We start from the raw sequence: 25234 nt of genomic DNA on the forward strand, positions 1-25234 counted from the left end.
ATACGAAAGAGAACCCGGGTTAAATCTCAACAAGATCTGCGACCTGCTCAGCCAAAAGGCTTCCCATTGCCACGCCCATTCCATTACAGCGGACGGCGCAAAACAGTCCTGGCGAAATTTCTTTTACTATAGGCTTCAAATCCTTACCAAAACCCATTACCCCGCTCCAACGGTATTCAATTTTTGGTTTTTGTCCAGGGATTATGGTCTCATACAATAGTTTTTCGAGCTCATTCTGAATTCCGGAAGTGACACCGGGTTCTGTGGTTTCTTCTCCTTTAAAATCAAGGTTACGTCCGCCGCCCAGAAGTATCCTTCCATCAATATTTCTGAAATAAGTATAACCCCTGTTGTAATGAAACGTACCTTTTATTTTCAGCTGTTTTATTGGCTCTGTGATTAGTACCTGCCCTCTTCCGGGAATTACATCGAGCTCAGGAACCAGATCTTTGATGAAGGCATTGGTCGCGAGAATGACAGATTTTGCTTTAAAACTACCTTGATTGCTAATGATAATCTTATCGCTTGAACCACCTTCAATTTTTTGAACCTGACAATTGTTAAAAACAGTTACACCAAGGCCCTGAACCCTTGAAAGCAAGGCGATCATCATTTTGCCCGTATCGATTTGTCCTTCGTATTTGTTTTTTATGATATTACTTATACCGTTCATACCAAACGCTGCAATTTTATCAGAGGAAACTGCATAAATGTCATGTTTTCCAATGACCGGTTTCAGAAATGTATTAAACCAGGATATCTTATCAATACAGTGATTTGCCAGATCAGCTTCACTTTCTTTAAATACTTCATAACCGCCATTTTGTTCAAAACAAATAGCAGAATCCCCGAGATTGTTTCTGAGTTTTTCCAGGCCCCTCCAGCGCATATCAATCATTTCCAGAACCTCACTTTCTGGCTTTGATTCGAGCTCATTTACCAGCTCAGAAATGCTTCCAAAGCATGCAAAACCCGCATTTTTTGTGCTTGCACCGGCAGGCAGAAAACCCGATTCCAGGATTCCAATCTTTAGAGAAGGCTGCTTCAATTTTAGATACAGGGCTGCACTTAAACCAACGATTCCGCTGCCAATAATGATCACATCAAAGCCGGATAAGAATGATTTCTGTTCCCAGTAAGAAAAAAGATTGGACATATAATCTAAAGGTAAATTATTTGTGATTATTTTTATTCGGAATGGTTATTGAATAAGTTTATAGAAAATACAAACTATGGGATTAATTTTAATGATTGTCATTGCGGTAGTTAGTTTTGCTGTCCAATGGCGTTTTAAAAGCAAATTTAAACAATACTCCGAAATGCCTCTTGGTTCAGCGATGAGCGGAAAAGACATAGCTGATAAGATGTTAAAGGATAACGGAATATATGATGTTCAGATTATTTCTGCAGAGGGTCAGCTATCAGATCACTATAATCCGGCAGACCGGACTGTAAACCTGAGTCCGGAAGTATATCATGGACGCAGTGTCGCGGCAGCAGCAGTTGCAGCACATGAGTGTGGCCATGCTGTTCAGCATGCAAAGGCATACACCTGGCTGAAGTTCAGGTCTTCTGTAGTTCCGGCGGTTAATGTTGCGTCAAAGATTACACAGTGGGCATTGATGATTGGTGTGATGCTTCTTATTTTTTCTGGAGACATCACCGTTCTTGCGATTGGTGTAGTGGCTCTTGCGGTAGTAACCTTGTTTGCTTTCATTACCCTTCCGGTTGAATTTGATGCAAGTAATAGGGCATTAGCCTGGCTGCAAAGCAATCGTGGTATCATGCAAACCAGCCTTGAGAATGATCAGGCAAAAGATGCTCTTTGGTGGGCAGCCATGACTTATGTTGTAGCTGCATTAGGCTCATTGGCAACATTGGTTTATTATGCCAGTATGTTAATGGGAAGAAGGGAATAGTATTGTTTTAAATAATAAAGCCCCTTTATGAATTCATAAAGGGGCTTTTTATTACTTATCTGATTAGGGCTTAATTCATTTTATAGGGTGCAATCAGGTAAAATTCAGGAATATTGACACGGAATTTACGTCCGTCAACAATTCTTTTCATTTCATAAGATCCTTTCATGCTGCCCATATCGGTCTTCAAATTACATCCGGATACGTATTCATGATTGTCGCCAGGCTCGATTATTGGCTGCAAACCAACCACTCCTTCTCCTTCCACCTCTCTTTTGGTGCCGTTTGAATCAAAAATATTCCAGTGACGATTTAGCAGTTGAACACTGTTCTCTGTCATATTTTCAATATTTACCCGGTATGCGAACATAAAATGTTCATTTGCAGGATTAGAATATTCGGGTTGGTAAATGGTTTCTACCGATATTTTGACCCCATCAGTAATCTTGGTTACCATAATTATTAATTTTAATAGAAGGCAATATAAAAATAAACCCAATAATCAAGCCATTTCTGTCTGGAAACGTTCATTAATTTCCTGCAGAACTTCATGAATATGGTCAATATTTTCCAATGAGACCAGTTTCATTCGATATTCCTTAAAGTCAGGGATACCCTTAAAATAATTAGAATAATGCCTTCTCATTTCAAAAATGCCGACCCTGGATCCCTTCCAGGCAATGGATTTATCAAGATGGGTTTTGCAAACCTCTACTCTTTCAGTAATCGTCGGTTCAGGTAAATGTTCCCCGGTCTTAAAAAAGTGTTTTATTTCCCTGAATATCCAGGGATAGCCAATAGCTGCCCTGCCGATCATGATACCATCAACTTCATATTCCATCCGCCAGTTGGCTGCTTTTTCAATGGAATTGACATCCCCGTTTCCAAAGATCGGTATTTTGATTCTTGGGTTTCTTTTGATCTCCCGGATCAGTGTCCAGTCGGCTTCACCTTTATACATTTGGGCACGGGTGCGGCCATGAATGGTTAGTGCCTGAATACCGATATCCTGAAGACGCTCAGCAACTTCATAAACATTTTTGGTGTTGTCATCCCATCCAAGGCGTGTTTTAACAGTAACCGGAAGATGGGTTGCACCCACAACGGCTTTTGTCATTTCGACCATCCTATCAATATCCTGCAATAAACTTGCTCCGGCACCACGGCAGGCTACGTTTTTTACCGGGCAGCCATAATTTATATCGATTAGATCCGGTTTTGCTAAGGTTGCAATCCGGGTTGCTTCTCTCATACTCTCTATCTCACTACCGAAAATCTGTATCCCAATAGGGCGCTCATATTCGAATATATCGAGTTTTGCCCTGCTTTTGGCTGCATCACGTATCAGACCCTCTGAAGAAATAAACTCAGTGTACATCATATCCACCCCATTTTGCTTACAAACGAAACGGAATGGAGGATCGCTTACATCTTCCATAGGTGCCAGCAAAAGCGGGAATTCCCCTAAATCTATATTTCCAATCTTAACAGACATTAGCTATCTTTCAACCTTGTATTTCTCAATTCTAAACTGCAAAATTACGAATAATATATAAGCATGTTCAAATCCGCGTCAGTAGAACGTAATCCTTTCGGCTCATTGATCCTTTTACTCCTGCTTATTTTTGCCGGGGCAGTGGTTTTTACTGGTATTGCTTTCGCAATTGGCACTTCAATTTACGGCGTAGGGGCTATGTCTCAGCTAGCCGCAGGAGATCTGATCAGCCTCGATCTGATCAAAATGGTCCAGATCATTTCATCTATTGGAATGTTTATCATACCTGCCCTTATTTACGCTAAACTTCAAAACAAGGACTGGCTTGGATACCTTAAAATTATACCGGTTCCGGCCTATCTGGCTTTGCTGACCATTGTGATTATGTTTTCTGCAAGTCCTGCACTTGAATATACCATGCAACTGAATAAGGGAATGAAACTCCCATATTTCCTTAAAGAGTTAGAGGCATGGATGTTACAACAGGAATTGAAAATGGAGCTGATGACAAAACGGCTCATTGTGATGAACTCTATTCCTGCTCTTTTGGTAAATTTACTCATGCTTGCAATTATTCCTGCTTTTGGGGAGGAGCTGATCTTCAGAGGCGGGTTTCAGCAGATTTTCGCCCGTTGGTTCGGAAATCATCATGTTGCTATCTGGCTGACTGCAATTATTTTTAGTTCGATACATTTCCAGTTCTATGGATTTTTTCCAAGAATGTTTCTGGGTGCATTGTTCGGTTACCTTCTGGTTTGGAGCGGCAGTCTATGGCTTCCAATTCTTGGACATTTTCTGAATAATGCTCTGGCGGTTTTTACGGCATACTGGTATCAGCAGCAGGGACTTTCAATCGATAAAATGTTTGAAACTGAACCCTCAAGTCCGGTTCAGATCAGCATCAGTTTTATTTTATTTATTATATCGATCCGATATTTTTACAGGTATACACGAAAATTAAACGAAATTAACAGGGAAAGTCTGGATGGAAGCGGGATGGGTTAAAATTTATACATCAGCTGATTTTTTTAAATCAGAAATTGTAAGGCAGGTCTTGGTTGACCACGAGATTGAGGCAATAATAATTAACAAACAGGGCTTTCCCTACCGTATTGGGGAGGTTGAGGTTTATATTCATGAGGATGGTTTTCAGAAGGCACTAGAGATCATAGTAAAAAATGAGTTGTAAATGAAAACAAGAGCAATAACAGCATTTTTCTTTGTGGCAGTGATGCTTGCTTCACTTCTTCTGGGTGCTTATGCTTTTACCGTCTTTTTCCTGCTGCTTAGCTTGCTAAGTACCGAAGAGTTTTATAAACTGGTGCGTGCTGATGGTCTGAAACCACAAAGCTTATGGGGCTGGATTCTGGTGATTAGCATTTATGTACCGCTCAGTTTATATTTTCTGCATGATGCACCGTCAGAGGTGCTTCTCATTTGTGTTCCTTTTATTGTTTTAGTAATAATCGCCGAACTTTACCGGGATCTGAAGAATCCTTTTCACAACATTGCTTATACCATATTCGGGGTAATATTTGCAGCACTTCCTTTTTGCTTTTTCTATGCTCTGGGTTTTATGGATGGTGATTATTCCTGGCATTTACCACTTGCTTTTCTGATCATGCTCTGGGCTAGTGATACCGGAGCTTATCTTTTTGGTATCACTTTGGGCAAGAACAGATTGTTTGAAAGACATTCTCCCAAAAAGAGCTGGGAAGGCTTTGCAGGAGGTCTGTTGTGCAGCTTGCTATCGGGTTTTGTTTTAAGTATTTATTTTACCGAGCTTTCGTTGTTCCAATGGCTTATTGTCTCAGTAATCATTGTAAGTTCAGGCACTTTGGGTGATCTTTCTGAATCAATGCTGAAAAGAAGCCTTTCGACAAAGGATTCCGGATCCTTTTTACCCGGCCATGGCGGTCTGCTCGATCGTTTTGACGGATTATTACTTGCCGCTCCTCTCGTATTCGTATATTTGACTTTCGTAAAGATTTTCTGATCCCGTTTATAAACACCAGCTCTGATTGTGGGCCCGGTAAATTATTGGAACGATTTTTATTAATATGAAGTATAAATAGTATTAATTGGAAAGAGAGAATAACACACAGCATGACTCCATGTCTGAAAACGAAGTAATAAAAGACCGCTCATTGAGATACATGGCCATTGGGCTTGGTATAATAATATTGGTCATGGGTTATCTTACACTTTATGTAGATGACGCCAGTTCCTTTTTTTCAAGTAAAAGGGAGGAGGTTGTGACTGTTATTGACGACAACAATTCGGATGTTCTGGTCGAGAACTCAAGCATGAGTGATGAGCAGGTCCGTAGTTCACTGATTAAGTTTATTGAAGCTTTTTATAATGACCAAAGGAAGGGATATTTTGATCCCCCAAGCTATTTTTCGCCAATTACCAGAACCTATTATAATTACCATAATCTTACTTACAAGCGCCTGAAGGAAGTTCATGCAAAACGAATGTCTGATCTTCGGAACTACAACCTTACCTGGATTGTTTCGAGCCTTGATTATGATCGCAATAATAATGAACTGCTTGCAAGCTATTGGGCAAAAGTAAGTTATGTGCAGCCTTCCCGTAATGCTGAAGTGTCGGGCGATATAAAATTTGAATTGGCGGTGAATGAGGAAGGAAAAATCATGTCACTCAGGGAAGCAGAAATTAAGAATCTTGTTGTGACATCGCTTAATTCTTATCCCGATAGTATAATCAATAATGAAATTGACTATAGTCAGGCATCAACCGTACCTGAAAAAATTGCAGAACCCTTACCTGAGCCACTTGAAAATCCTAACTCTGAAGCGCGCTATGAAGGAAAGCTTTACGATCTGGCCAGTGTTGAGCTTGCACCAGAATTTCAGGGTGGACAAGCAGCTTTGGGCAAATATCTTGGATCCAGATTACGTTACCCCGCAGGGGCCCGCCAAAACAAAATTCAGGGTAAAGTCTATATTGGCTTTATTGTAGAAAAGAACGGTAGTCTTGCTGATTTTAAGGTGGTAAGGGGTATAGGAGGAGGATGTGATGAGGAAGCGATTCGTGTACTTAGGTCCTCTCCGGCATGGAGGCCGGGTATGGCAAACGGAAAACCAGTAAGAACTTCCTATGTTCTGCCAATAACCTTTATGCTGGGGAATTAGCAGCATCTTCTCCAGCCAGTTCCTGAAGCAATTCTATGGCCGTATCCAGGGTAGAAACATGCTCAATGGCTAATCTAAGGGTATTTTTAACCTCTTTCAGGTTACTTATCCGGGGATGAGCCTGTAAAAATTCAAGGACTCGTCCAAATTGTACGGTTTCAAAGTAAGGCGATTGTTTGTTAGCGATAAAATACCCCCTTAGCACCCCTTTTTTGAAAGTGATTTTTTCAAAGCCAATCATTTTTCCCAGATATTGCAGGCGCCAGGTATTGATGAGTTCAATTACCTGCTGTGGAACGGGTCCAAAACGATCTGCAAGTTTTTGCCTGAAATCATCTAGAGCCATTTCGTTCTCTATGTTTGAAAGCTCGGTATATAAATTATATCGTTCAGCAATATTGGTCACATATTCATCCGGAATCATCACTTCCAAATCGGTATCCACATGAGTAAAAGAAATGAATGGCCTTGGTTTCTCATCGCTGAACAGATTTTTAAACTCATCATCCTTCAATTCCTGAATGGCTTCATCCAGAATTTTATGATACATCTCAAAGCCGATTTCTGCAATGAATCCGCTTTGTTCGGCACCCAGGAGATTACCGCTTCCGCGGATATCCAGATCACGCATGGCAACGTTAAAACCACTTCCCAGATCAGAGAACTCTTCGATTGCACTCAGGCGTTTTCTGGCTTCGTTAGTTAGGGTGGATAGCGGCGGACTTAATAAATAGCAGAATGCTTTTTTATTCGAACGGCCAACACGTCCGCGCATTTGATGCAGATCACTCAATCCAAACATATGGGCATGATTGATCAGAATGGTATTTGCGTTCGCAATATCCAGCCCAGCCTCAATGATTGTCGTGGCAACAAGTACATCGTAATCACCCCCGACGAATTTGAGCATCACATCTTCCAATGCATCCCCTTCCAATTGCCCGTGTGCGATACCAATTCTGGCTTTTGGAACCAGGGTGTTAATTAATCCACCCAGCTGCATCAAATCCTGCACGCGGTTATGAATAAAGAATACCTGTCCGCCCCGGTCTATTTCATACTCCACCGCTTCTTTGATCAGTTTTTCATTGAACACATGCAGCTCTGTTAATACAGGCTGGCGGTTTGGAGGCGGGGTGCTGATAATGCTCAGATCCCTGGCACCCATCAGCGAAAAATGCAGGGTTCTTGGAATCGGAGTGGCTGTTAGTGTGAGGGTATCCACATTTGCCCTGAACTGCTTCAATTTCTCTTTCACACTGACACCAAATTTTTGCTCTTCATCAATAATCAGCAGTCCGAGGTCTTTAAATTTTACATCTTTACTCACGATACGGTGGGTACCAATGATAATATCAATCTTACCTTCAGCGAGTTTTTGAAGAGACTCTTTGATCTGTTTTGCTGATTTAAACCGGTTTATATAATCAATTGTGCAGGGAAAATCTGCCAGGCGGGATTGAAACGTTTTAAAATGCTGCAATGCCAGAATGGTTGTTGGTACCAAAATAGCCACCTGCTTGCTGTCGGTTACCGCCTTAAAAGCAGCCCGGATTGCTATCTCTGTTTTACCAAAACCAACATCTCCGCAAACCAGCCGGTCCATAGGATGTGCCGATTCCATGTCTTTTTTTACATCGGCAGTGGCTTTAACCTGATCGGGTGTATCCTCATAAATAAATGAGGCCTCAAGTTCGGTTTGTAAATAGGTATCGGGTGTAAATGCTGTTCCGGTTTGTGCCTTTCTGATCGCATAGAGCTTAATCAGGTCGCGGGCAATATCTTTAACTTTTTTTTTAGTTGTTTTTTTCAGCTTCTCCCAGGTATCTGTGCCGAGTTTATTCATTTTGGGTACAGTACCCTCTTTACCGGAGTACTTGGAGATGCGATTCAGGGAGTTGATATTGACATAAAGCAGGTCATTATCAGCATAAACCAGGCGGATCATTTCTTGTGATCTGTCATTAACATCCACCTTTTCAAGACCCGCATATTTCCCGATCCCATGGTCGATATGAGTAATGAAATCTCCGGGCTTTAACTCGCGCAATTCCTTGAGGGTGATTGCCTGATTGCGGATATAGCCCTTCTTTAATTTATATTTATAGTAACGGTCAAAGATCTGATGATCAGTATAGCAGACAAGTTTTTGGGCATAATCAATAAATCCTTCTCTGAGAGAAAGGTGAACCGGACTAAATTTTACGCCGGCATTCAGATCCTCAAAAATGCTGTACAGACGCTCGATCTGTTTAGTCGAATCGGTGAATATGAGGTTTTCAAGACCTGATTTCTCGTTTTCTTTAAAATTATGAATCAACAGGCTGAAATCCTTGTTAAAGGATGGCTGGGGTTTGATATCAAAATGAATCGTCTCATCAGCCTGATAGTAGAACTGTTTACCAAATTCCAGAATATCAAAATCACGAAGCTGATCAGCAAGCATTTTTTCATCTGTGAAATTAAATTTAGGATCGATCCAATGCGGATTTTGCTGCTTATCTTCAGAAGAAAGTGCTTTCCAGTATTCAACAGCTTTTTTATAGCCGCCTTTAACTACATCGAAGGTAAACTCTACATCTTTAAACCAAATAATGGTATCCTGATCGATGTATTCAAGCAGGGAAATATTGTGATCGGTCAGGAATTTCGATTGTACATTGGGCACTACAGTGATGCTTTTAACCTGTTCAACAGATAACTGATCTTCAATTTCAAAGGTTCGGATACTTTCAATGTAATCAGCAAAGAACTCGATCCGGTAGGGAAGATCATGTGAGAAAGAGAAAATATCTACAATTCCACCCCGAATAGAAAATTGTCCTGGTTCATAAACAAAATCTACCCGCTCAAAATCATATTCAATTAGAAATTCATTGATAAAATCAATGCTTAACTTATTTCCTACGGCAATTTCGAGGGTGTTTTTTTCGAGAGCAGAGCGATCAATTACCTTTTCGGCTAATGCTTCCGGATAGGTAACGATAATTTTTCCGTATTCGGCAGAATGATTGAGTTCGTTCAATACTTCAGCCCGCTGCAGAACATTACTGCTGTCGACAAGGGTAAATTCAAAGGATTTTCTGAAGGAGGATGGAAAAAAAAGTATTTCTTTTTCGAGAAGATTCTCAAGATCACTGAGAAAATATGCTGCTTCTTCGCGTTCGGGAAGCACAAAGATCATATGTCTGTGCAGCAGAAAATACAAAGCTAAGGCAAGGACCGAATCACTTGATCCGACCAGACCTCTTAAATGAACCCGCCCTTTTTTCCCTTTATTGAGGGTTTCTGCCAGAATGGCAATCCGGGGGTCCGATTTATACTGATTTATAATATCCCGAATATTCACGCACTGGTTTTCATTGCAAATATACGTTTTGGTGCAGTAAAAATCTATCAAGGCAGCAAAAACGGAGTAATTCGTATGTTGAAAAAAGAATTTAAACTATATTTATTTAACCCAAAGCAGAATTATCAGGGCATTTTTCAGCAGTTTAATGAATAGAAACCAGTTTTTTCGGTTAATGATGGGTCTGCCATTGGAGTTAATAGCCTGGATTAGTGCTATTTTATTTTTGGCTTTCACGGTTTCCGGGTCTGCACATTCCAGTTTATGCCCATTAGACAATCTGGGTTTTAAATGGTGTCCGGGATGCGGATTGGGTCGTTCTATCCGATTTTTATTACATGGAGAATTTCGCTTATCGATTGAACATCACTGGTTTGGAATTCCGGCTTTTCTCATTCTGTTTTACCGGATATTGCAATTATTAAAAATATTCCTTTTAAATTTAAGATTACTAACCCGTACTAATTATGGAAAACGATCCGCTTATTAACCTCAAGGGCATGAGCCTTGAGGAGTATTCTTATCTGAAACAGGTAATTGCCGGTATGAACCCACGCCAGGCTCAAAATTTCGTCATGTTCTATTCAGACAGGCGAAAAGATCCCCAGGAAATACTTTTATTTACCCTGCTTGGTTTTCTAGGTGTTGCGGGTATTCAGCGTTTTATTACCGGGCAGATGGGAATGGGTATTCTTTATTTTCTGACCCTTGGATTATGTTTTATAGGAACCATTGTTGATATCGTCAATCATAAGTCCATTACCCTTGAGTTTAACCGGAAAGCGGCATATGAAAGTGCTCAGCTTGTAAAAATTATGAGTAATCAGGGTGCCGAGAACCCCTCATAAACACAGGTTTCTTCTGTTAATGTGTTAATTTCGGATGAATTCAGGCCCTACGGTCGGGCCATGGATTAATTTGGTGATACACAGCTCCGTATTTCTACACTCAAAACTTATAGGGTATCTTTGTTTATGAAATTAAGAGAAATTACATCTTTTCTCGAAACGCTTGCCCCGCTTGCCTATCAGGAAGATTATGATAATTCGGGCCTGATCGTTGGCTATCCTGATAAGGAAATATCCGGTGCCCTTATTTCATTAGATTGTACAGAATCAGTTGTTGACGAAGCGATTCAGCACGGGTTAAACCTGATTATCTCACATCATCCCATTGTTTTCAAGGGCTTGAAAAAGTTTAATGGTAAAACTTATGTGGAAAGGGTAGTGATGAAAGCTATAAAGCATGATATTTCTTTGTATGCCATCCATACCAATCTGGATCATGTATCTATTGGAGTAAACAAAAAGATTTGTGATAAACTTGGAATAAAGAATCCTGTTATTTTAAAATCCAGGGAGGATTCCCTAAGGAAGTTGGTTACCTTCTGTCCGGAAGCCCATGCTGAGGAAGTAAGAGTGGCCATGTTCAGGGCCGGGGCTGGCAATATTGGTAATTATTCGGAATGCAGTTATAATGTAAGTGGCACAGGCACTTTTAACGCTACTGAAGGTGCCAGTCCATTTGTTGGAGTGCCTGGTAAACAGCATCATGAATCTGAGATCAGAATAGAGACCATATATCCGGTATATCTGGAACAGAAAATTCTCGCGGCACTTATTGAAACACATCCATACGAGGAAGTGGCCTATGATCTTTATCCGCTTAGCAATAGCCATCTGCAGGTAGGATCCGGCATGATAGGTAATCTCGAGAGCGATTCTGATGAACTGGAGTTTTTAAATTTCGTGAAGGAAAGACTGGGTGCCAAAGTCATCCGACACACGGCGTTAAGGTCAAAAAAGATTCGCAGAGTGGCTGTTTGTGGTGGTTCAGGAAGTTTTCTATTGTCTCATGCGCTAAAGGCCGGAGCTGATATTTTCATCACTGGCGACTTTAAATACCATGAGTTTTTTGATGCAGAAGGAAAACTTATTATTGCGGATGTTGGACATTTTGAGAGTGAGCAGTTTACGCAGGAATTATTGTTGGAATTAATTACAGAAAAATTTAGTAACTTTGCCCTCCGTTTAACATCACAGAACACAAACCCCATAAATTATTTGATTTAATGGAACAATCAGTAGAAGAGAAATTAAAGGCATTATTCGAACTTCAGACTTTGCACACGCAGATCGACAAGATCCGTCAGACAAGAGGTGAACTTCCAATGGAGGTTGCCGACCTCGAAGATGAAGTTGCAGGTTTAGAAACCCGTATACAGAAAATCAAAGCAGATCTTGATGAGTTGGAAGATTCAATCGTAACCCGCAAGAATCTGATTAAAGAGGCTTTAGCAGCTACCAAAAAATACGAAACTCAGCTTAACGATGTTAAGAACAATCGTGAATACGATGCAATCTCAAAAGAGATTGAAATTCAGGGATTAGAGATTCAGGTATCAGAGAAAAAGATCAAAGAATATTCTTTTGAGATTCAGAATAAAACTGAAGTTTATGAGAGTGCTTTAGCTAACATTACTGAGCGCAAAAAAGATCTCGAACTTAAAAAAGCTGAATTAGATACAATTACTGCTGAAACTGAAAAAGATGAGGCAGGTATTCTTGTTAAGGCTCAGGATGCTGAAAAACATATTGATGAGCGTTTATTGATTGCTTATAACCGTTTAAGAAGCAATGCTAAGAATGGCCTTGCTGTTGTAACCATACAACGCGATTCATGTTCAGGTTGTTTTAATCAGATTCCACCACAAAGACAATTGGATATCCGTCAGCGTAAGCGCATTATTGTGTGCGAGCATTGCGGACGAATCCTTGTAGATGAAGGTTTTGCATTGGAAGAAACTCCGGTAGCTTAAATTCCTAAAAAGTAAAAAAAACGACCAGTATTGACTGGTCGTTTTTTTTTTGTCTTAAATTTCGATTTGTGTTAATTCGCCCGAACGAAAAATGGGGAAATTAAAAATTATAGACCATTGCGTTAATATTCATTCCTGATCCTACAGATGCGAATACAACCCGATCGCCTTTTTTGATCTGATGTCCTTCAAGCTTATTTTTTAGTATCATATCAAGCAGGGTTGGTACTGTAGCTACTGAACTGTTCCCAAATTTAGCAATGGTCATAGGCATAACATCCATTGGAGCTTCTCTTATTCCATAAAGTTTAAAGAGTCTTTTAAGAATCGCTTCATCCATTTTTCCATTTGCCTGATGGACCAGAACTTTTTTCACGTCATCAATGCCCGTTCCCGATTTTTCCATGGTTTGCTGAATTACCAGAGGTACATTTTTCAAGGCATATTCATAGATCTTCCTGCCATCCATTTTGATAAACTGATCATCTGATATGAGATCAGGATTACTGGATTTGCCTGAATAGAGGTAATAGGCCTCATCAGAAGTATGGGTTTGTGTTTTATGTGCCAAAATGCCCTCTGCAACACCCCCTCTTCCCTCCAGTATCGTTGCTCCGGCACCATCTGCATAAATCATGCTGTCACGGTCGTGCGGATCGGTAACTCTCGAAAGTGTTTCCGTACCTATCACCAGAACCCGTTTTGCATCTCCCGAACGGATATAATAATCTGCCTGAATCATCCCCTGTAGCCATCCCGGGCAACCGAAAGGCAGGTCATAAGCTACGCAATCCGGATTTTTGATCCCTAGTCTATGCTTAATTCTGGATGCCAGTGTAGGCAAAACATCAACTCTTGTGCTGCCGGGAGCAATGTCTCCGAAATTATGTGCGACAATGATATAATCCAGGGTTTCAGGATCTGTTCCCGAACTTTCAATTGCGTTTGAAGCTGCAAAATATCCCAGATCAGAAGCCATATGTTCTTTATCTGCATAGCGGCGCTCCTCAATTTCTGTGATGTCCTGAAATTTTTGGATCACCTCTGAATTTTCCCTTAAAATGGGTTCTCCGCTTTTTTCGTAAAAGCGGTGTTCTGAAAAGTCTTTGTTTGGTATGATGTTGGAAGGTACGAAACTACCGGTTCCAATAATAACAGACTTGATATTAGTTCTCATTAAAAGAAATTATACTGAATACTATATTGGTTTACTGTATTAAAGGTACGTATTCTTTTTAAAATAAAAATTTGCCTAAAATAAATTAAGTTGTTTTCCATTTGCCGGACTAAAATGGCTGAAATTATAGGGTCGCATACTTCTGCCGGCCATGTATTTATTTAAAGAGATTTTAAACAGGCGCTGAATACTTTCGGCCACCTTGCCATCTCCGCTCATTCTTTTTCCCCAGCGACTATCATTTAATTTTCCATCATGGCATTGCGCAATCAGATTCAATACTTTTTCAGCCCTGTCGGGATAGGTTTTATAGATCCAGTCTTTAAAGATCTCAGCGATTGAACCATTGAGCCGAACGATAGTAAATGCTGCACCTGAGGCACCCGCCTGGGCGGCAGATTTGATTATTTGGGGTATTTCATCACTATTCAATCCTGGAATGACAGGAGCGCACATAAGCATAACCGGGATATCTTCAGCAGCAAGACTTGAAATCAGGGATAGACGGTTTTGGGCCGTTACAGTTCTTGGTTCAAGTTTTTGCCTGAGGTCCTCGTTTAATGAATTAAGACTAATGGCAATGTGTACAAGATCATTGGCAGCCAGTTTTTTAAAATATCAAGATCTCTCAAAAGGAGATTGTTTTTTGTGATAATGCCTACCGGATGTTTATATTTTAAAAATACCTCCAGAAGGGAGCGGGTGATTTTCAGCTTTCTTTCTATGGGTTGATAGCAGTCTGTATTGCCTGAAAGCATAATGGTTGAGGGTAAATAGCCCTTTCTGTTTAGAAAGGTCTCCAATAATTCAGCAGCATTACGTTTGACAATTATTTTCCTTTCAAAGTCTAATCCGGCACTAAATCCATAATATTCATGGGCATTCCGTGCATAACAATAGAGACAGCCATGTTCGCATCCCTGATATGGGTTTATAGATTGTAAAAACGGCAGATCAGGACTTTTTGACTTGCTGACTATGTTTTTGGGATGCTCTTCGAATAAAGTAGTAGCGCTGTTTTGCAACATAAGTTCATCTATACCCTCCTCATGTTCAGCTACATACTCAGTTTTTAAAAACCGGTTATGGGTATTTACCTGAGCTCCCCTTCCTTTAAAATATTCTTTATTTTTAATATGTGTCACGATGCTAAAGTACAAAAAATACTAATAATTTTAGTATTTATTTAACTGCAAGTATCGCCTTGTCTGAATAAACTTCTTATAAAATCAAAAAAATGTAACAGAATTGTAACATAAAACAGATTGTGTATATTTATATATCTATAAAACCTATGGGGAATTTAATGTTGCTTTTAATTAATGTAATTAAAAAAAATGCAAAATATTCATCACGATTCCGACACCTTGATAGAGCAGGAACTACCAAAATATTCCGATTCAGTTCAGGTATCATTTAACAACCTCAATGTTGCAGCAAAAAGGTTTCAATCCGATTTAAACCTATATGTTACTTCAGATAGTGGTAAGCCTTTAAATAAGGCCTTTATAAGTATTGATTTGGCCAGTATAACTGCTGTTTCTGATCAATCGGGTAGGGTATGCATCAAAGCTCTTCAGGCAGGAAGATATTATTTGGATATTATTTCTCCGGGGTTTATTGCCAAAAGAATTCTTGTTTCCATAGTTGAGTCTGGTCCCCAGGAAATATGTGCTCAATTGACGAGCAATATTGGATAGAATATCCGGCAATAGGATTTAAGTCTCCGTTTAACCTTCCAGCAAAAACACGTACAGTTCTTTTGGCCCGTGTGCACCCAATACCAGAGTCTTTTCGATGTCAGCGGTTCGGCTGGGACCCGTGATATTTGAGATCATACTTGGGAGATTTTCAGGATACTTTTCCCTTAAAAGCTTAAAACCATCTTTCAGGTCGAGCACCAGCTGAGAGGTATAGGCAATTACAATATGAACATGAGGGTAAATACTTAACCTTCTTCCTGCAGCATTTCCGTTGGAAACCATAATACTCCCATTCCTGGCAACAAGTGACTCACATTCTGTAATTCCAACATCGGCATTTAAAAAATCAGTGTCAGTGCTGTAGAAGGGAAATTCATAAGTACTTAGCAGTTTTTGTAGTTTTGGTTCCCAGCAATAAATTTTGCGCCAGTTTTTTTCTTCTGCGAGGTGCAAAAGGTTTTCGAAAAGTTCGATTTCATCTTCGCAGAACACGAAATTTCCCGAAACTGCGGTTAATTGCTCGGCGAAAAGGGCATCCAGATGACCGGTATACTCTTCATAAAGAGCTGTCTCTTCTAAATTGGGATATGGATTGTCGCGTTTCTCGAGAAGAGCCCTCCGGATCTTCTTAAGCATCTTTTCTTTAGAAGTTGTCTCTTTCATGAACAACGCTTTTTTAAACAAGGGGAATGAAATTTTACATTTCATTCCCCTTGAAAAGGAATTTTATAGAATTGATATTTTTAATCCTGTGATGATCTGTTTTCAGGAAGGTCCATATTGTGATCCACCACACCTTCGTGTTCAAGACTTTCTTTTGGCTGCTCTACCGGACTTTCTGCTTTAGTACCATTTACAAACTCATCATAAGTAGTGCGATTGTCAAACGGACGTTTACCCAAAATTTCTTCAAGATCCGACTGGAACAGAATTTCCTTTTCGAGCAATTTTTCAGCCAGTTTCTCTAAACCCTCACGTTTATCGGTCAACAATTGTTTGGTTCGCTGATAAGCCCGGTCAATCTGATTTCGAACCTCGATATCAATAATTTCAGAGGTCTTTTCTGAATAAGGTTTATTGAACTGGTACTCACCCTGAGTATCGTTGAACGAAACATTACCAACTTTGTCGTTCATACCATAGATTGTTACCATAGCATAAGATAATTTGGTAATCCGTTCCAGGTCGTTCTGCGCACCTGTTGATATTTTATTAAAAACGATATCCTCAGCAACGCGGCCCCCCAAAGTCATACACATTCCGTCGAGCAACTGCTCTGTGGTGTATAAAAATTGCTCTTTCGGAAGGTATTGTGCGTATCCAAGGGCAGCCACTCCCCGGGGTACGATTGAAACCTTAACCAATGGATCTGCATGTTCAAGGAACCACCCTGCAATAGCGTGTCCTGCTTCATGATAAGCTACGATCCGTTTCTCTTCAGGAGAGATAATTTTGTTCTTTTTCTCCAATCCACCGATCACACGATCCACCGCATCCTGGAAGTCCTGCATGTCTACAGCTTCTTTATTCCTGCGCGCCGCAATTAAAGCAGCTTCATTACATACGTTTGCAATCTCGGCCCCAGCAAATCCGGGAGTTTGTGCTGATAACTTCTTGGCGTCAACCCCTTCAGCAAGTTTAAGGGGTTTCAGGTGAACTTTAAAAATCTGCTCACGGCCAACCAGATCTGGTTTATCAATTGAAATCTGACGGTCAAAACGTCCGGGGCGCAATAATGCAGTATCCAGAACGTCAGGTCTGTTGGTTGCAGCAAGAATAATAATTCCGCTATCAGTACCAAAACCATCCATTTCAACCAGTAACTGGTTCAGAGTATTTTCGCGTTCATCATTTCCACCAACAATATTGTTTTTTCCGCGGGCACGGCCAATGGCATCAATCTCATCGATAAAGATGATACAGGGAGCTTTTTCCTTCGCCTGCTTAAACAGGTCACGTACCCTTGAGGCACCTACCCCAACAAACATTTCGACAAAGTCTGATCCTGAAAGTGAGAAGAAAGGAACCTGTGCCTCACCCGCAACAGCTTTAGCCATCAGGGTTTTACCGGTACCCGGTGCCCCAATCAGTAATGCTCCTTTTGGAATTTTACCTCCCAGATTAGTATATTTTTTAGGATTTTTTAAGAAATCAACGATCTCCATCACCTCCTGTTTGGCTTCTTCAAGTCCGGCAACATCATTAAAGGTAATGGTAACCTGCGATTCCTTATCGAAAAGTGTCGCTTTAGATTTACCAATATTAAAGATCTGCCCACCGGCACCCCCACCAGCACCGCCGCCCATTCTTTTCATGATGAATACCCAGAAACCTACCAATAGAAGTACAGGCAGAATAAATGACATGAACCAACCAGCCCATGGACTTTCTCTGGATTCTGAAATTATCGGTGTACGCTGATTTACAGGGAGATCCTTCTCAGCTGCTACTATCTTGGATTCAAAACTTTCGTAGGTTGCTTGAGTGAAAATATATTGCGGACCATTAGTAGTCGCATTGAAACTGCTTTTATTGCGGACATCATCATATTTCTTCTGATCTAAACGATCTTTTTTGATGTAAACATCGACATTATAAAGGTCCCCATTTTTGTATGCCACCAGCTTTTCAACATCACCAGGTTTGAGCATCTCATTCTCAAATTTCTGGTAATTGATTGTTTTGGCATTATTACCGCTGAACATGTACTGAACCACAAAAAGGCCCAGAATGATGACAGCATAAAGCCACATGATATTGAACTTAGGTGCTTTGGGAACAATTTTTTTGCCAGGAATCTTTTTTATAGGAGACTTTTTATCTGTTTTACTATCTTTCATTTTAAGTATTTGTATATAGCTATAATCGTAATTAAAATACTGAATATCAGGCACTTTTAAATGATTTCATTTCTGCATCACCCCAAAGATCTTCTATTCCGTAAAATTCTCTTTTGTCTGTTTTAAAGATATGAACTACTACATCGATGTAGTCAAGGATTATCCAGTCAGACTGCTGTAAACCTTCCTTTCTCCAGGGCTCGAGTTTCAAGGCCTTAAATATCTCATCCTCAACACTTTGGGCAATTGCTTTTACCTGGGTTGTTGATTCTGCATGGCATACAACAAAATAATCGGCAACCGAACTATGGATGTTTCTCAGATCAAGACGGACTATTTCATTTCCCTTTTTCTCCTGTATTCCAAAAACAACGAGTTCTGAGATTGAAGTGGATTCTTGTGCAGTTTTATTTTTTACCATTAAAAAAATTAGTTTTGTTGAATCATAATAACGCATCTTAATTGCAAAATAATACTTTTTCAGGACTATTTATCGGTCGAAATCTAATTACTTTAAAAGAGGTAGACTCAACAAATACCTTTCTTAAGAATGCTTTGTCAAAATCTACGCCATTATTTGATGGCACTGTTATAATGGCAGACAGGCAGCTTGAAGGACGGGGTCAGTCGGGTAATTCATGGCTAAGTGAGGCAGGGAAAAACCTGACTTTCAGCATTCTTCTTAATCCTAATTTTCTTGCAATTGACAGGCAGTTCGACTTAAATATCGCTATCAGCCTTGCTATGAACGATTTTTTAAGTACGTACACATCAGGAGGGGCATTCATAAAATGGCCCAATGACTGCTATATCGGCAATAAAAAAATTGGCGGAATATTGATAGAAAATATTGTCCATGGCAATACCATCAAACATGCCATAATTGGAATTGGCCTCAATGTAAATCAGGAAAATTTTCCTGTCGGTTTAAAGAATGTAACTTCTTTGAAGCAAGCTTTACATCAGGATTACAACTTAGTGCATTTATTGGGCGAAATTTGTAGCATAATAGAAGGCAGGTATTTACAATTGAAAGCAGGAAATGCAGATAAGCTTAGGGATGAGTACCTTAGCCAATTATATTTAAAAGATGAATGGGCTCTGTTTAGGTTTGACAATCAAATTCAGAGCGGAAAAATTCGGGGAATTACTGCTATCGGACAACTGATTCTTGAAACAACCGAGGGATTGCGATATTTTAATAACAAGGAAATAGAATTTATAAATTAAGAGGATATGAAAAAACTATTGGGGTTAATTTTTCTGTTTTTGGCTGTTGCTTCCCATGCACAGTTCCCGGATCCAAATGCAAAGATTTATGATCCGGTAAAATGGAGCTTCTCCTCCGAAAAATTAAATGATAAGGAATACAATCTGATTATTACTGCCAAAATTGAGAAGGGCTGGCATGTATATTCCCAGTTTATCGAAGAAGGTGGTCCGATTCCAACATCCTTCAAATTCCAACCTTCTTCTGATTATAAACTGGTAGGTAAGGTTACTGAAAGTCCCAAAGCAGTTACAGCATTTGACAAGAATTTCAATATGCAAATTGCATGGCATAAAGATCAGGTGGTATTTAAACAAAAAGTCAGTCTGCTTGTTCCTAAAACAAGTATTGCAGGCACACTTGAATTTATGGTTTGCAATGATGAGCGTTGTTTACCGCCTGCGGAAGTGGAATTCACAATCGCAATCCAGGCCGGTTCTGCACAAGCCGAAATGACAGCTTCTGAACCAGAATCAGACAGCACTTCATCAATTGTTTCATCTGACTCTGCATCTAAAACCTTGCTGCCCGCAAGTACTAATTCAATCCAGTCCGATACCGACTCATCAAGCGGTTCTCTGTGGGCTATATTTATAGCCGGGTTTATCGGTGGACTTGCGGCATTTTTTATGCCATGTATCTACCCGATGATTCCGCTGACCGTATCTTTTTTTACCAAGAAATCAGGCTCAAGGGCTAAAGGAATTCAAAGTGCAATAATTTACGGCCTATCCATTATTGTTATTTATGTAGCGCTGGGTTTGCTCATTACATTGATTTTTGGGGCTTCTGCTTTGAATGAAGCAGCAAGCAGTGCAACTTTTAACCTATTATTCTTTGTTGTCCTTGTAATTTTCGGAATCTCATTTTTGGGAGCTTTTGAAATTACCCTTCCTTCTTCCCTTGTGAATAAGATGGATGAAAAATCGAACCAAAATGGATTTGTCGGTCTTTTCTTTATGGCTTTTACACTTGCGTTGGTTTCTTTTTCATGCACCGGGCCGATCATAGGAACTTTATTGGTTGATGCAGTTTCCAAAGGCTCATATCTGGGTCCGGCGATTGGTATGCTTGGATTTTCATCCGCCTTAGCTATACCCTTTACCCTTTTTGCAATATTTCCATCCTGGCTTAAAGAAATGCCAAAATCTGGTGGCTGGCTCAATACAGTTAAGGTATCACTGGGTTTTCTTGAGATAGCACTTGCATTTAAGTTCCTGTCCAATGTAGATCTGGCTTATCACTGGGGTATTTTAAACCGGGATATTTTCCTGATCATCTGGATCGTTGTTTTTGGATTGTGGGCATTGTATCTTCTCGGCAAGATCCGCTTGTCGCATGATAATGAGATTAATTTCCTTTCACTGCCAAGATTGTTTTTCTCCATGCTGATTCTTGGGTTTACTTTATACATGGTTCCCGGATTATGGGGAGCACCTCTAAAGGCGATCAGTGCCTGGCTTCCACCACAGGTGACCCAGGAATTTGATCTGTACTCAAACAGGGGTACTGTCCCGGCAGCAGCAGCCGGAACATCCGGAAAAAAATATTCCGGACTGTTTCATGCGCCTCATGGTTTGGATGCATTTTATGATTATGAAGAGGGACTTGCCTATGCAAAAAGCGTGAATAAACCTATCCTGATAGATTTTACGGGATGGAGTTGTACCAACTGTCGAAAAATGGAGGCCAGTGTATGGCCGGATAAGGAAGTACTCCGCCGGCTCAGAGAGGACTATGTTTTAATATCTTTATATGTGGATGATAAAACAGAACTTGCGGAAGCTGAAAAGTATGTTTCGGGCTTCAGTGGTAAAAAAGTAAATACAATCGGACAAAAGTGGAGCGATTTTCAGGCATCCAGATTTGGAACCAATTCTCAGCCCTATTATGTTATAGCAGATCATGAAGGCAGGGTACTGGTTCCACCGCAGGCTTATAATCTGGATATCAGTAATTACGTTAATTTCTTAGACCAGGGTAAAATCGCTTTCGGGCAAAAATGATGGAAATGAATAAAAAGAACATAAAAAATATTGGAGTTTTTACATCCGGAGGTGATTCACCCGGGATGAATGCCGCAATTCGTGCGGTAGTGCGTACCGGCTTATATTATGATCTTAAAGTAACAGGAATTTACCGGGGATATGATGGGATGATCAGCGGTGACTTTCATCTGATGGAGCGTAAATCGGTAGCGAATATTATTCAGCGTGGCGGGACAATACTAAAGACTGCCAGAAGTGAAGAATTTCGGACGGCAGAGGGTAGAAAGAAAGCTTATGAGCAATTAAAGAAGCATAATGTTGATGCTATTGTAGCAATTGGAGGCGACGGAACCTTTACCGGTGCCAATATATTTTATGATGAGTATAAAGTACCTGTAATCGGGCTTCCCGGAACCATCGATAATGACCTGATCGGAACAGATTTTACCATCGGTTATGATACTGCAATAAATACGGTTATTGATGCAGTTGATAAGATCCGTGATACTGCGGAGTCCCACGATCGTTTGTTTATTGTGGAGGTTATGGGCCGTGACTCCGGTTTGATCGCTCTTAGAAGCGGTATTGGAACTGGTGCAGAAGCTATTCTGATTCCCGAGACAAAAACAGATATCAAAGCATTACTCAACCGTTTGGAAACTAGCAGAAAAGATAAATCCTCCAAGATCATCATTGTGGCAGAGGGTGACGATGCCGGAGGTGCTTTCGAAATAGCAAAGGTGGTAAAAGAAAAGTTTCCGGGAACAGATACCAGAGTCTCTATCCTCGGTCATATTCAGCGGGGTGGTCCGCCATCATGTATGGACAGGGTATTGGCCAGCAGGTTGGGTGTGGCGGCCGTTGAATCTTTGATGGAGGGCAGAAACAGGGAAATGATTGGGATTGTAAATGGTAAAATACATTTCACACCATTTGGCAATGCTATAAAGCATAACCCGGAAGTGAATCCTGAACTTTTAAAAATCGTTGAAATCCTCTCCCTATAAAATTAAGCTGGTTTGATATGAAAAATTCAGGTTTTTTCTTCGGTGCATTGATAGTTTTACTGGCAGCCTGTGGCGAACCGGTAAAAAAAGGCAATAGCGAAAAGAATTTAGCAGCAGAAATTTCCTTAAAACTTGAAAAAATAGCGGAAGGATTACACTCTCCTGTTGCTGCGGCTTTTAGTCCGGAAGGTTTAATGCTGGTATGCGAGCAAACCGGACAAATCAGGGTGCTAGAGGGCAATAAACTGAATAATAAACCCTTTCTGAACCTGGAGAGTAAGCTTGTTAAAATAAGTGGCGCCTATGATGAACGCGGTTTACTTGGAATCGCCCTTCATCCAGACTATGACAGCAATAAAAAATTCTATGTGTATTACAGTGCCCCTTCCACCGAAAAAGGGCTTGATCATCAGTCTGTAATTGCTGAATACAAAGTTTCAACAGATCCAATGCTTGCCGATGCGGCTACTGAAAAAATATTATTGACAATTCAGCAGCCCGAAAGCAATCACAATGGAGGTGATCTGAAGTTTGGCCCCGATGGTTATTTATACATTGGAGTTGGGGATGGTGGTGGCGCCGGAGACAGGCATGGGGAAAAAGGCAATGGACAAAATCTGAATACTCTTTTGGGTAAAATTCTAAGAATTGATGTTAATACCGATCAAAGCTATGGTATTCCAAATGATAATCCATTTGTAGGCAAGGAAGCAAAACCGGAGATCTGGGCCTATGGTTTACGTAATCCATGGCGGTTTTCATTTGATAAAAGCTCCGGGCAACTTTTTGTTGCGGATGTAGGTCAGAATAAATTCGAGGAGGTAAATATCATCGAGAAAGGTGGAAACTATGGATGGAAAATCATGGAAGCGAGCCATTGTTTTGATCCGGAAGAGAACTGTAAGACTGAAGGATTGATCTTACCAATAGCAGAGTATGAACATGAAGAAGGGATTAGTATAACGGGTGGATTTGTGTATCGTGGTAAAGAACTGACCGGACTCACCGATAAGTATATTTTTGCCGACTGGACCGGGCCGATGTTTTATCTTGAAAAGAAGGGCGAATCCTGGACTCGTGGTACGGTCAGTCTTGCAGCTAAACCATCAGGAGATTTGAAAATACTTAGTTTTGTCCAGGATAATAATGCAGAGTTATATGTTCTTACAAACCAGGAGGTCGGTCCGAAGGATACGAAAGGAGCCATTTATAAACTGATAAGTCCCTGATGGAAAATATAAAGAATCATTTTATTGAAGCCAGGGAAGTTCTGGACAGCTTTATTTCAGACCCCCGGAATTTTCACAATATCGAAGGAGCCGGAAAAATTATTGTAGATACCATTAAAAGTGGAGGCAAGGTGATTTCATGTGGTAATGGAGGATCCATGAGTGATGCCATACATTTTGCTGAGGAGCTTTCGGGAAGATACCGGAACGACCGGCCTGCTTATGCTGCCATTGCTATTTCTGACCCGGGTCATTTGTCATGTGTCGCCAATGACTATGGTTATGCCTTTGTTTTTTCAAGGATGGTAGAGGCCATTGGCTCTGAAGGAGATGTACTATTCGCTATCAGCACCAGCGGAAATTCTGAAAATATTTTGAAAGCAATCGAAGCTGCCCGAAAGAAGGGAATGAAGGTTATTGGTTTGACAGGTAAGGACGGCGGTAAAATGGCAGGTTTATGTGATGTTGAAATCCGTGCTCCCCGTTCAGAATACGCTGACAGGGCGCAGGAAATTCATATTAAGGTGATACATTCGCTGATTGATTATGTTGAATCCCGGATCAAGTCCGGGATGACATGATTGCCTGTGTCACACCGGAACTGATTCGGTGCACGCCGGGCTTGATCAATTGACTCACCGGGCTTGTTCCGGTGCGGCGCGATCTTCAACAATAACTGCGGTTCCTGAAGAACTAACCATCAGCATACTTCCATTACTTCCCAGAGTTTCATAGTCAAGGTCAACACCCAAAACTGCGTTAGCTCCTAAACGGGCTGCCTGTTCCTGCATTTCGCGTAAGGCAATATCTTTTGCTTCGCGAAGTCCTTCTTCGTATGATCCGGATCTACCGCCAACGATATCCCTGATTCCTGCAAAGAAATCTTTGACAATGTTTGCACCAATAATGGCTTCGCCAGTTACTATACCAATGTATTTTACAACACGTTTTCCTTCGAGTTCATTTGTGGTTACTACTATCATGATGTTTTTTCTTTTTAGATAAATAAATTGCTCAGTTGTTACAAAAATACCGTTTTTGAAAATCTATCCGTCAATTAATGGGTGAGATGACACTGGATTATGGGTAATTAAAATGGTTGAATAAAAAAGACTGAGCATTGGTAAAGCCGTATCGCTGAATAGCCCGGTGCTCTAGTGCTTGTTGCGCAACCCTGCGCTGAAAGATTCAACATTGTAGGTGTTAGTGAGCATATTATTGGGTGATAGGTAGCAGATTAAACCATCCCCTGTAAAAGAGAGCTACACTGTTAGTAAAGTC

25 protein-coding genes are annotated in these 25234 nt (G+C 40.5%); 14 read left to right on the plus strand and 11 right to left on the minus strand.

All coding sequences use genetic code 11. The annotated features are described in order from the left end of the window. Positions 1-19: 19 nt before the first annotated feature. Positions 20-1156 (minus strand): FAD-binding oxidoreductase, encoded by a 1137-nt coding sequence (locus Q8M41_RS08740; protein ID WP_305364873.1) that lies wholly within the window; start codon positions 1154-1156, stop codon positions 20-22. Positions 1157-1232: 76 nt separating this feature from the next. Here Q8M41_RS08740 and Q8M41_RS08745 point away from each other — a divergent pair, with 76 nt between their 5' ends. Next, positions 1233-1919, plus strand: coding sequence for a zinc metallopeptidase (locus tag Q8M41_RS08745; RefSeq protein WP_305364874.1), 687 nt, complete (start codon positions 1233-1235; stop codon positions 1917-1919). A 70-nt stretch (positions 1920-1989) separates the two neighbouring features. Here Q8M41_RS08745 and apaG read toward each other — a convergent pair whose 3' ends face one another. After that, a complete protein-coding gene (apaG, locus tag Q8M41_RS08750; protein WP_305364875.1) occupies positions 1990-2376 on the minus strand; it encodes a Co2+/Mg2+ efflux protein ApaG in 387 nt (128 codons plus the stop codon). Positions 2377-2421: 45 nt separating this feature from the next. Then, positions 2422-3414, minus strand: a complete 993-nt coding sequence (gene dusB / locus Q8M41_RS08755) for a tRNA dihydrouridine synthase DusB (RefSeq protein WP_305364876.1) — start codon at positions 3412-3414, stop codon at positions 2422-2424. 63 nt (positions 3415-3477) lie between these two features. Between dusB and Q8M41_RS08760 the strand changes: the two genes are divergently transcribed. The 3 genes from Q8M41_RS08760 (at position 3478) to Q8M41_RS08775 (ending at position 6572) form a co-directional block, all read left to right on the plus strand. After that, the gene (locus Q8M41_RS08760) at positions 3478-4419 is read left to right on the plus strand and encodes a CPBP family intramembrane glutamic endopeptidase (protein ID WP_305364877.1); all 942 of its coding nucleotides are present in this window, start codon (positions 3478-3480) and stop codon (positions 4417-4419) included. Between the two features lie 184 nt (positions 4420-4603). Further along, positions 4604-5410 carry a phosphatidate cytidylyltransferase gene (locus Q8M41_RS08770; RefSeq protein WP_305364879.1) on the plus strand — a complete coding sequence of 269 codons (807 nt, stop codon included), beginning with the start codon at positions 4604-4606 and terminating at the stop codon, positions 5408-5410. An 85-nt stretch (positions 5411-5495) separates the two neighbouring features. After that, positions 5496-6572 (plus strand): energy transducer TonB, encoded by a 1077-nt coding sequence (locus Q8M41_RS08775; RefSeq protein WP_305364880.1) that lies wholly within the window; start codon positions 5496-5498, stop codon positions 6570-6572. Here the strand turns inward: Q8M41_RS08775 and mfd are convergent. Continuing rightward, a complete protein-coding gene (gene mfd / locus Q8M41_RS08780) occupies positions 6556-9921 on the minus strand; it encodes a transcription-repair coupling factor (RefSeq protein ID WP_305364881.1) in 3366 nt (1121 codons plus the stop codon). The two genes, Q8M41_RS08775 and mfd, sit on opposite strands and share 17 nt — an antisense overlap. A 148-nt stretch (positions 9922-10069) precedes the next feature. On the opposite strand from mfd, the gene Q8M41_RS08785 reads away from it, so the two are divergent. From Q8M41_RS08785 to Q8M41_RS08800, 4 genes are all read left to right on the plus strand, one after another. Continuing rightward, positions 10070-10411 (plus strand): DUF2752 domain-containing protein, encoded by a 342-nt coding sequence (locus tag Q8M41_RS08785; protein ID WP_305364882.1) that lies wholly within the window; start codon positions 10070-10072, stop codon positions 10409-10411. Further along, complete coding sequence (locus Q8M41_RS08790) at positions 10389-10769, plus strand: TM2 domain-containing protein (RefSeq protein ID WP_305364883.1); 381 nt, start codon at positions 10389-10391, stop codon at positions 10767-10769. The genes Q8M41_RS08785 and Q8M41_RS08790 overlap by 23 nt, the downstream gene beginning before the upstream one ends. Before the next feature lie 126 nt (positions 10770-10895). After that, positions 10896-11993 carry a Nif3-like dinuclear metal center hexameric protein gene (locus Q8M41_RS08795; protein WP_305364884.1) on the plus strand — a complete coding sequence of 366 codons (1098 nt, stop codon included), beginning with the start codon at positions 10896-10898 and terminating at the stop codon, positions 11991-11993. Then, positions 11993-12739 carry a zinc ribbon domain-containing protein gene (locus Q8M41_RS08800; RefSeq protein ID WP_305364885.1) on the plus strand — a complete coding sequence of 249 codons (747 nt, stop codon included), beginning with the start codon at positions 11993-11995 and terminating at the stop codon, positions 12737-12739. Before Q8M41_RS08795 ends, Q8M41_RS08800 begins: the two co-directional genes overlap by 1 nt. 100 nt (positions 12740-12839) lie before the next feature. Here the strand turns inward: Q8M41_RS08800 and Q8M41_RS08805 are convergent, their stop codons facing one another. The 3 genes from Q8M41_RS08805 to Q8M41_RS08815 all read right to left on the minus strand — a co-directional run bounded on the left by Q8M41_RS08805 (position 12840) and on the right by Q8M41_RS08815 (position 15061). Further along, entirely contained in the window at positions 12840-13916 is a 1077-nt protein-coding gene (locus tag Q8M41_RS08805; RefSeq protein ID WP_305364886.1) for a 3-oxoacyl-ACP synthase III family protein, read from the minus strand. A gap of 75 nt (positions 13917-13991) precedes the next feature. Further along, positions 13992-14378: a hypothetical protein gene (locus tag Q8M41_RS08810; protein WP_305364887.1), complete on the minus strand. Its 387-nt coding sequence runs from the start codon at positions 14376-14378 to the stop codon at positions 13992-13994. Positions 14379-14473: 95 nt separating this feature from the next. Beyond that, the gene (locus Q8M41_RS08815; RefSeq protein ID WP_305364888.1) at positions 14474-15061 is read right to left on the minus strand and encodes a radical SAM protein; all 588 of its coding nucleotides are present in this window, start codon (positions 15059-15061) and stop codon (positions 14474-14476) included. 192 nt (positions 15062-15253) lie between these two features. Between Q8M41_RS08815 and Q8M41_RS08820 the strand changes: the two genes are divergently transcribed. Then, the gene (locus Q8M41_RS08820; RefSeq protein ID WP_305364889.1) at positions 15254-15616 is read left to right on the plus strand and encodes a carboxypeptidase-like regulatory domain-containing protein; all 363 of its coding nucleotides are present in this window, start codon (positions 15254-15256) and stop codon (positions 15614-15616) included. Between the two features lie 30 nt (positions 15617-15646). On the opposite strand, the gene Q8M41_RS08825 is transcribed toward Q8M41_RS08820, so the two are convergent. The 3 genes from Q8M41_RS08825 to rsfS all read right to left on the minus strand — a co-directional run bounded on the left by Q8M41_RS08825 (position 15647) and on the right by rsfS (position 18880). Further along, positions 15647-16282, minus strand: a complete 636-nt coding sequence (locus tag Q8M41_RS08825) for a lactate utilization protein (protein ID WP_305364890.1) — start codon at positions 16280-16282, stop codon at positions 15647-15649. Between the two features lie 80 nt (positions 16283-16362). Continuing rightward, the gene (ftsH, locus tag Q8M41_RS08830; RefSeq protein ID WP_305364891.1) at positions 16363-18459 is read right to left on the minus strand and encodes an ATP-dependent zinc metalloprotease FtsH; all 2097 of its coding nucleotides are present in this window, start codon (positions 18457-18459) and stop codon (positions 16363-16365) included. Positions 18460-18505: 46 nt separating this feature from the next. Beyond that, positions 18506-18880, minus strand: a complete 375-nt coding sequence (gene rsfS, locus Q8M41_RS08835; protein ID WP_305364892.1) for a ribosome silencing factor — start codon at positions 18878-18880, stop codon at positions 18506-18508. Positions 18881-18921: 41 nt separating this feature from the next. Here rsfS and Q8M41_RS08840 point away from each other — a divergent pair, with 41 nt between their 5' ends. The 5 genes from Q8M41_RS08840 to lpcA are packed head-to-tail and all read left to right on the plus strand — an operon-like array spanning position 18922 to position 24534. Next, on the plus strand, positions 18922-19689 hold the full coding sequence (locus Q8M41_RS08840) for a biotin--[acetyl-CoA-carboxylase] ligase (protein ID WP_305364893.1): 768 nt from the start codon (positions 18922-18924) through the stop codon (positions 19687-19689). Positions 19690-19695: 6 nt separating this feature from the next. Then, positions 19696-21735 (plus strand): thioredoxin family protein, encoded by a 2040-nt coding sequence (locus tag Q8M41_RS08845; protein WP_305364894.1) that lies wholly within the window; start codon positions 19696-19698, stop codon positions 21733-21735. Positions 21736-21740: 5 nt separating this feature from the next. After that, entirely contained in the window at positions 21741-22724 is a 984-nt protein-coding gene (pfkA, locus tag Q8M41_RS08850; protein WP_305364895.1) for a 6-phosphofructokinase, read from the plus strand. 17 nt (positions 22725-22741) lie between these two features. Further along, the gene (locus Q8M41_RS08855; protein ID WP_305364896.1) at positions 22742-23953 is read left to right on the plus strand and encodes a sorbosone dehydrogenase family protein; all 1212 of its coding nucleotides are present in this window, start codon (positions 22742-22744) and stop codon (positions 23951-23953) included. Next, positions 23953-24534: a D-sedoheptulose 7-phosphate isomerase gene (gene lpcA / locus Q8M41_RS08860; protein ID WP_305364897.1), complete on the plus strand. Its 582-nt coding sequence runs from the start codon at positions 23953-23955 to the stop codon at positions 24532-24534. Before Q8M41_RS08855 ends, lpcA begins: the two co-directional genes overlap by 1 nt. Before the next feature lie 54 nt (positions 24535-24588). Here lpcA and Q8M41_RS08865 read toward each other — a convergent pair whose 3' ends face one another. Continuing rightward, the gene (locus Q8M41_RS08865) at positions 24589-24936 is read right to left on the minus strand and encodes a heavy metal-binding domain-containing protein (RefSeq protein ID WP_305364898.1); all 348 of its coding nucleotides are present in this window, start codon (positions 24934-24936) and stop codon (positions 24589-24591) included. Positions 24937-25234 lie beyond the last annotated feature (298 nt).

The organism is Daejeonella sp. (assembly GCF_030684675.1).
Lineage (GTDB): Bacteria > Bacteroidota > Bacteroidia > Sphingobacteriales > Sphingobacteriaceae > Daejeonella.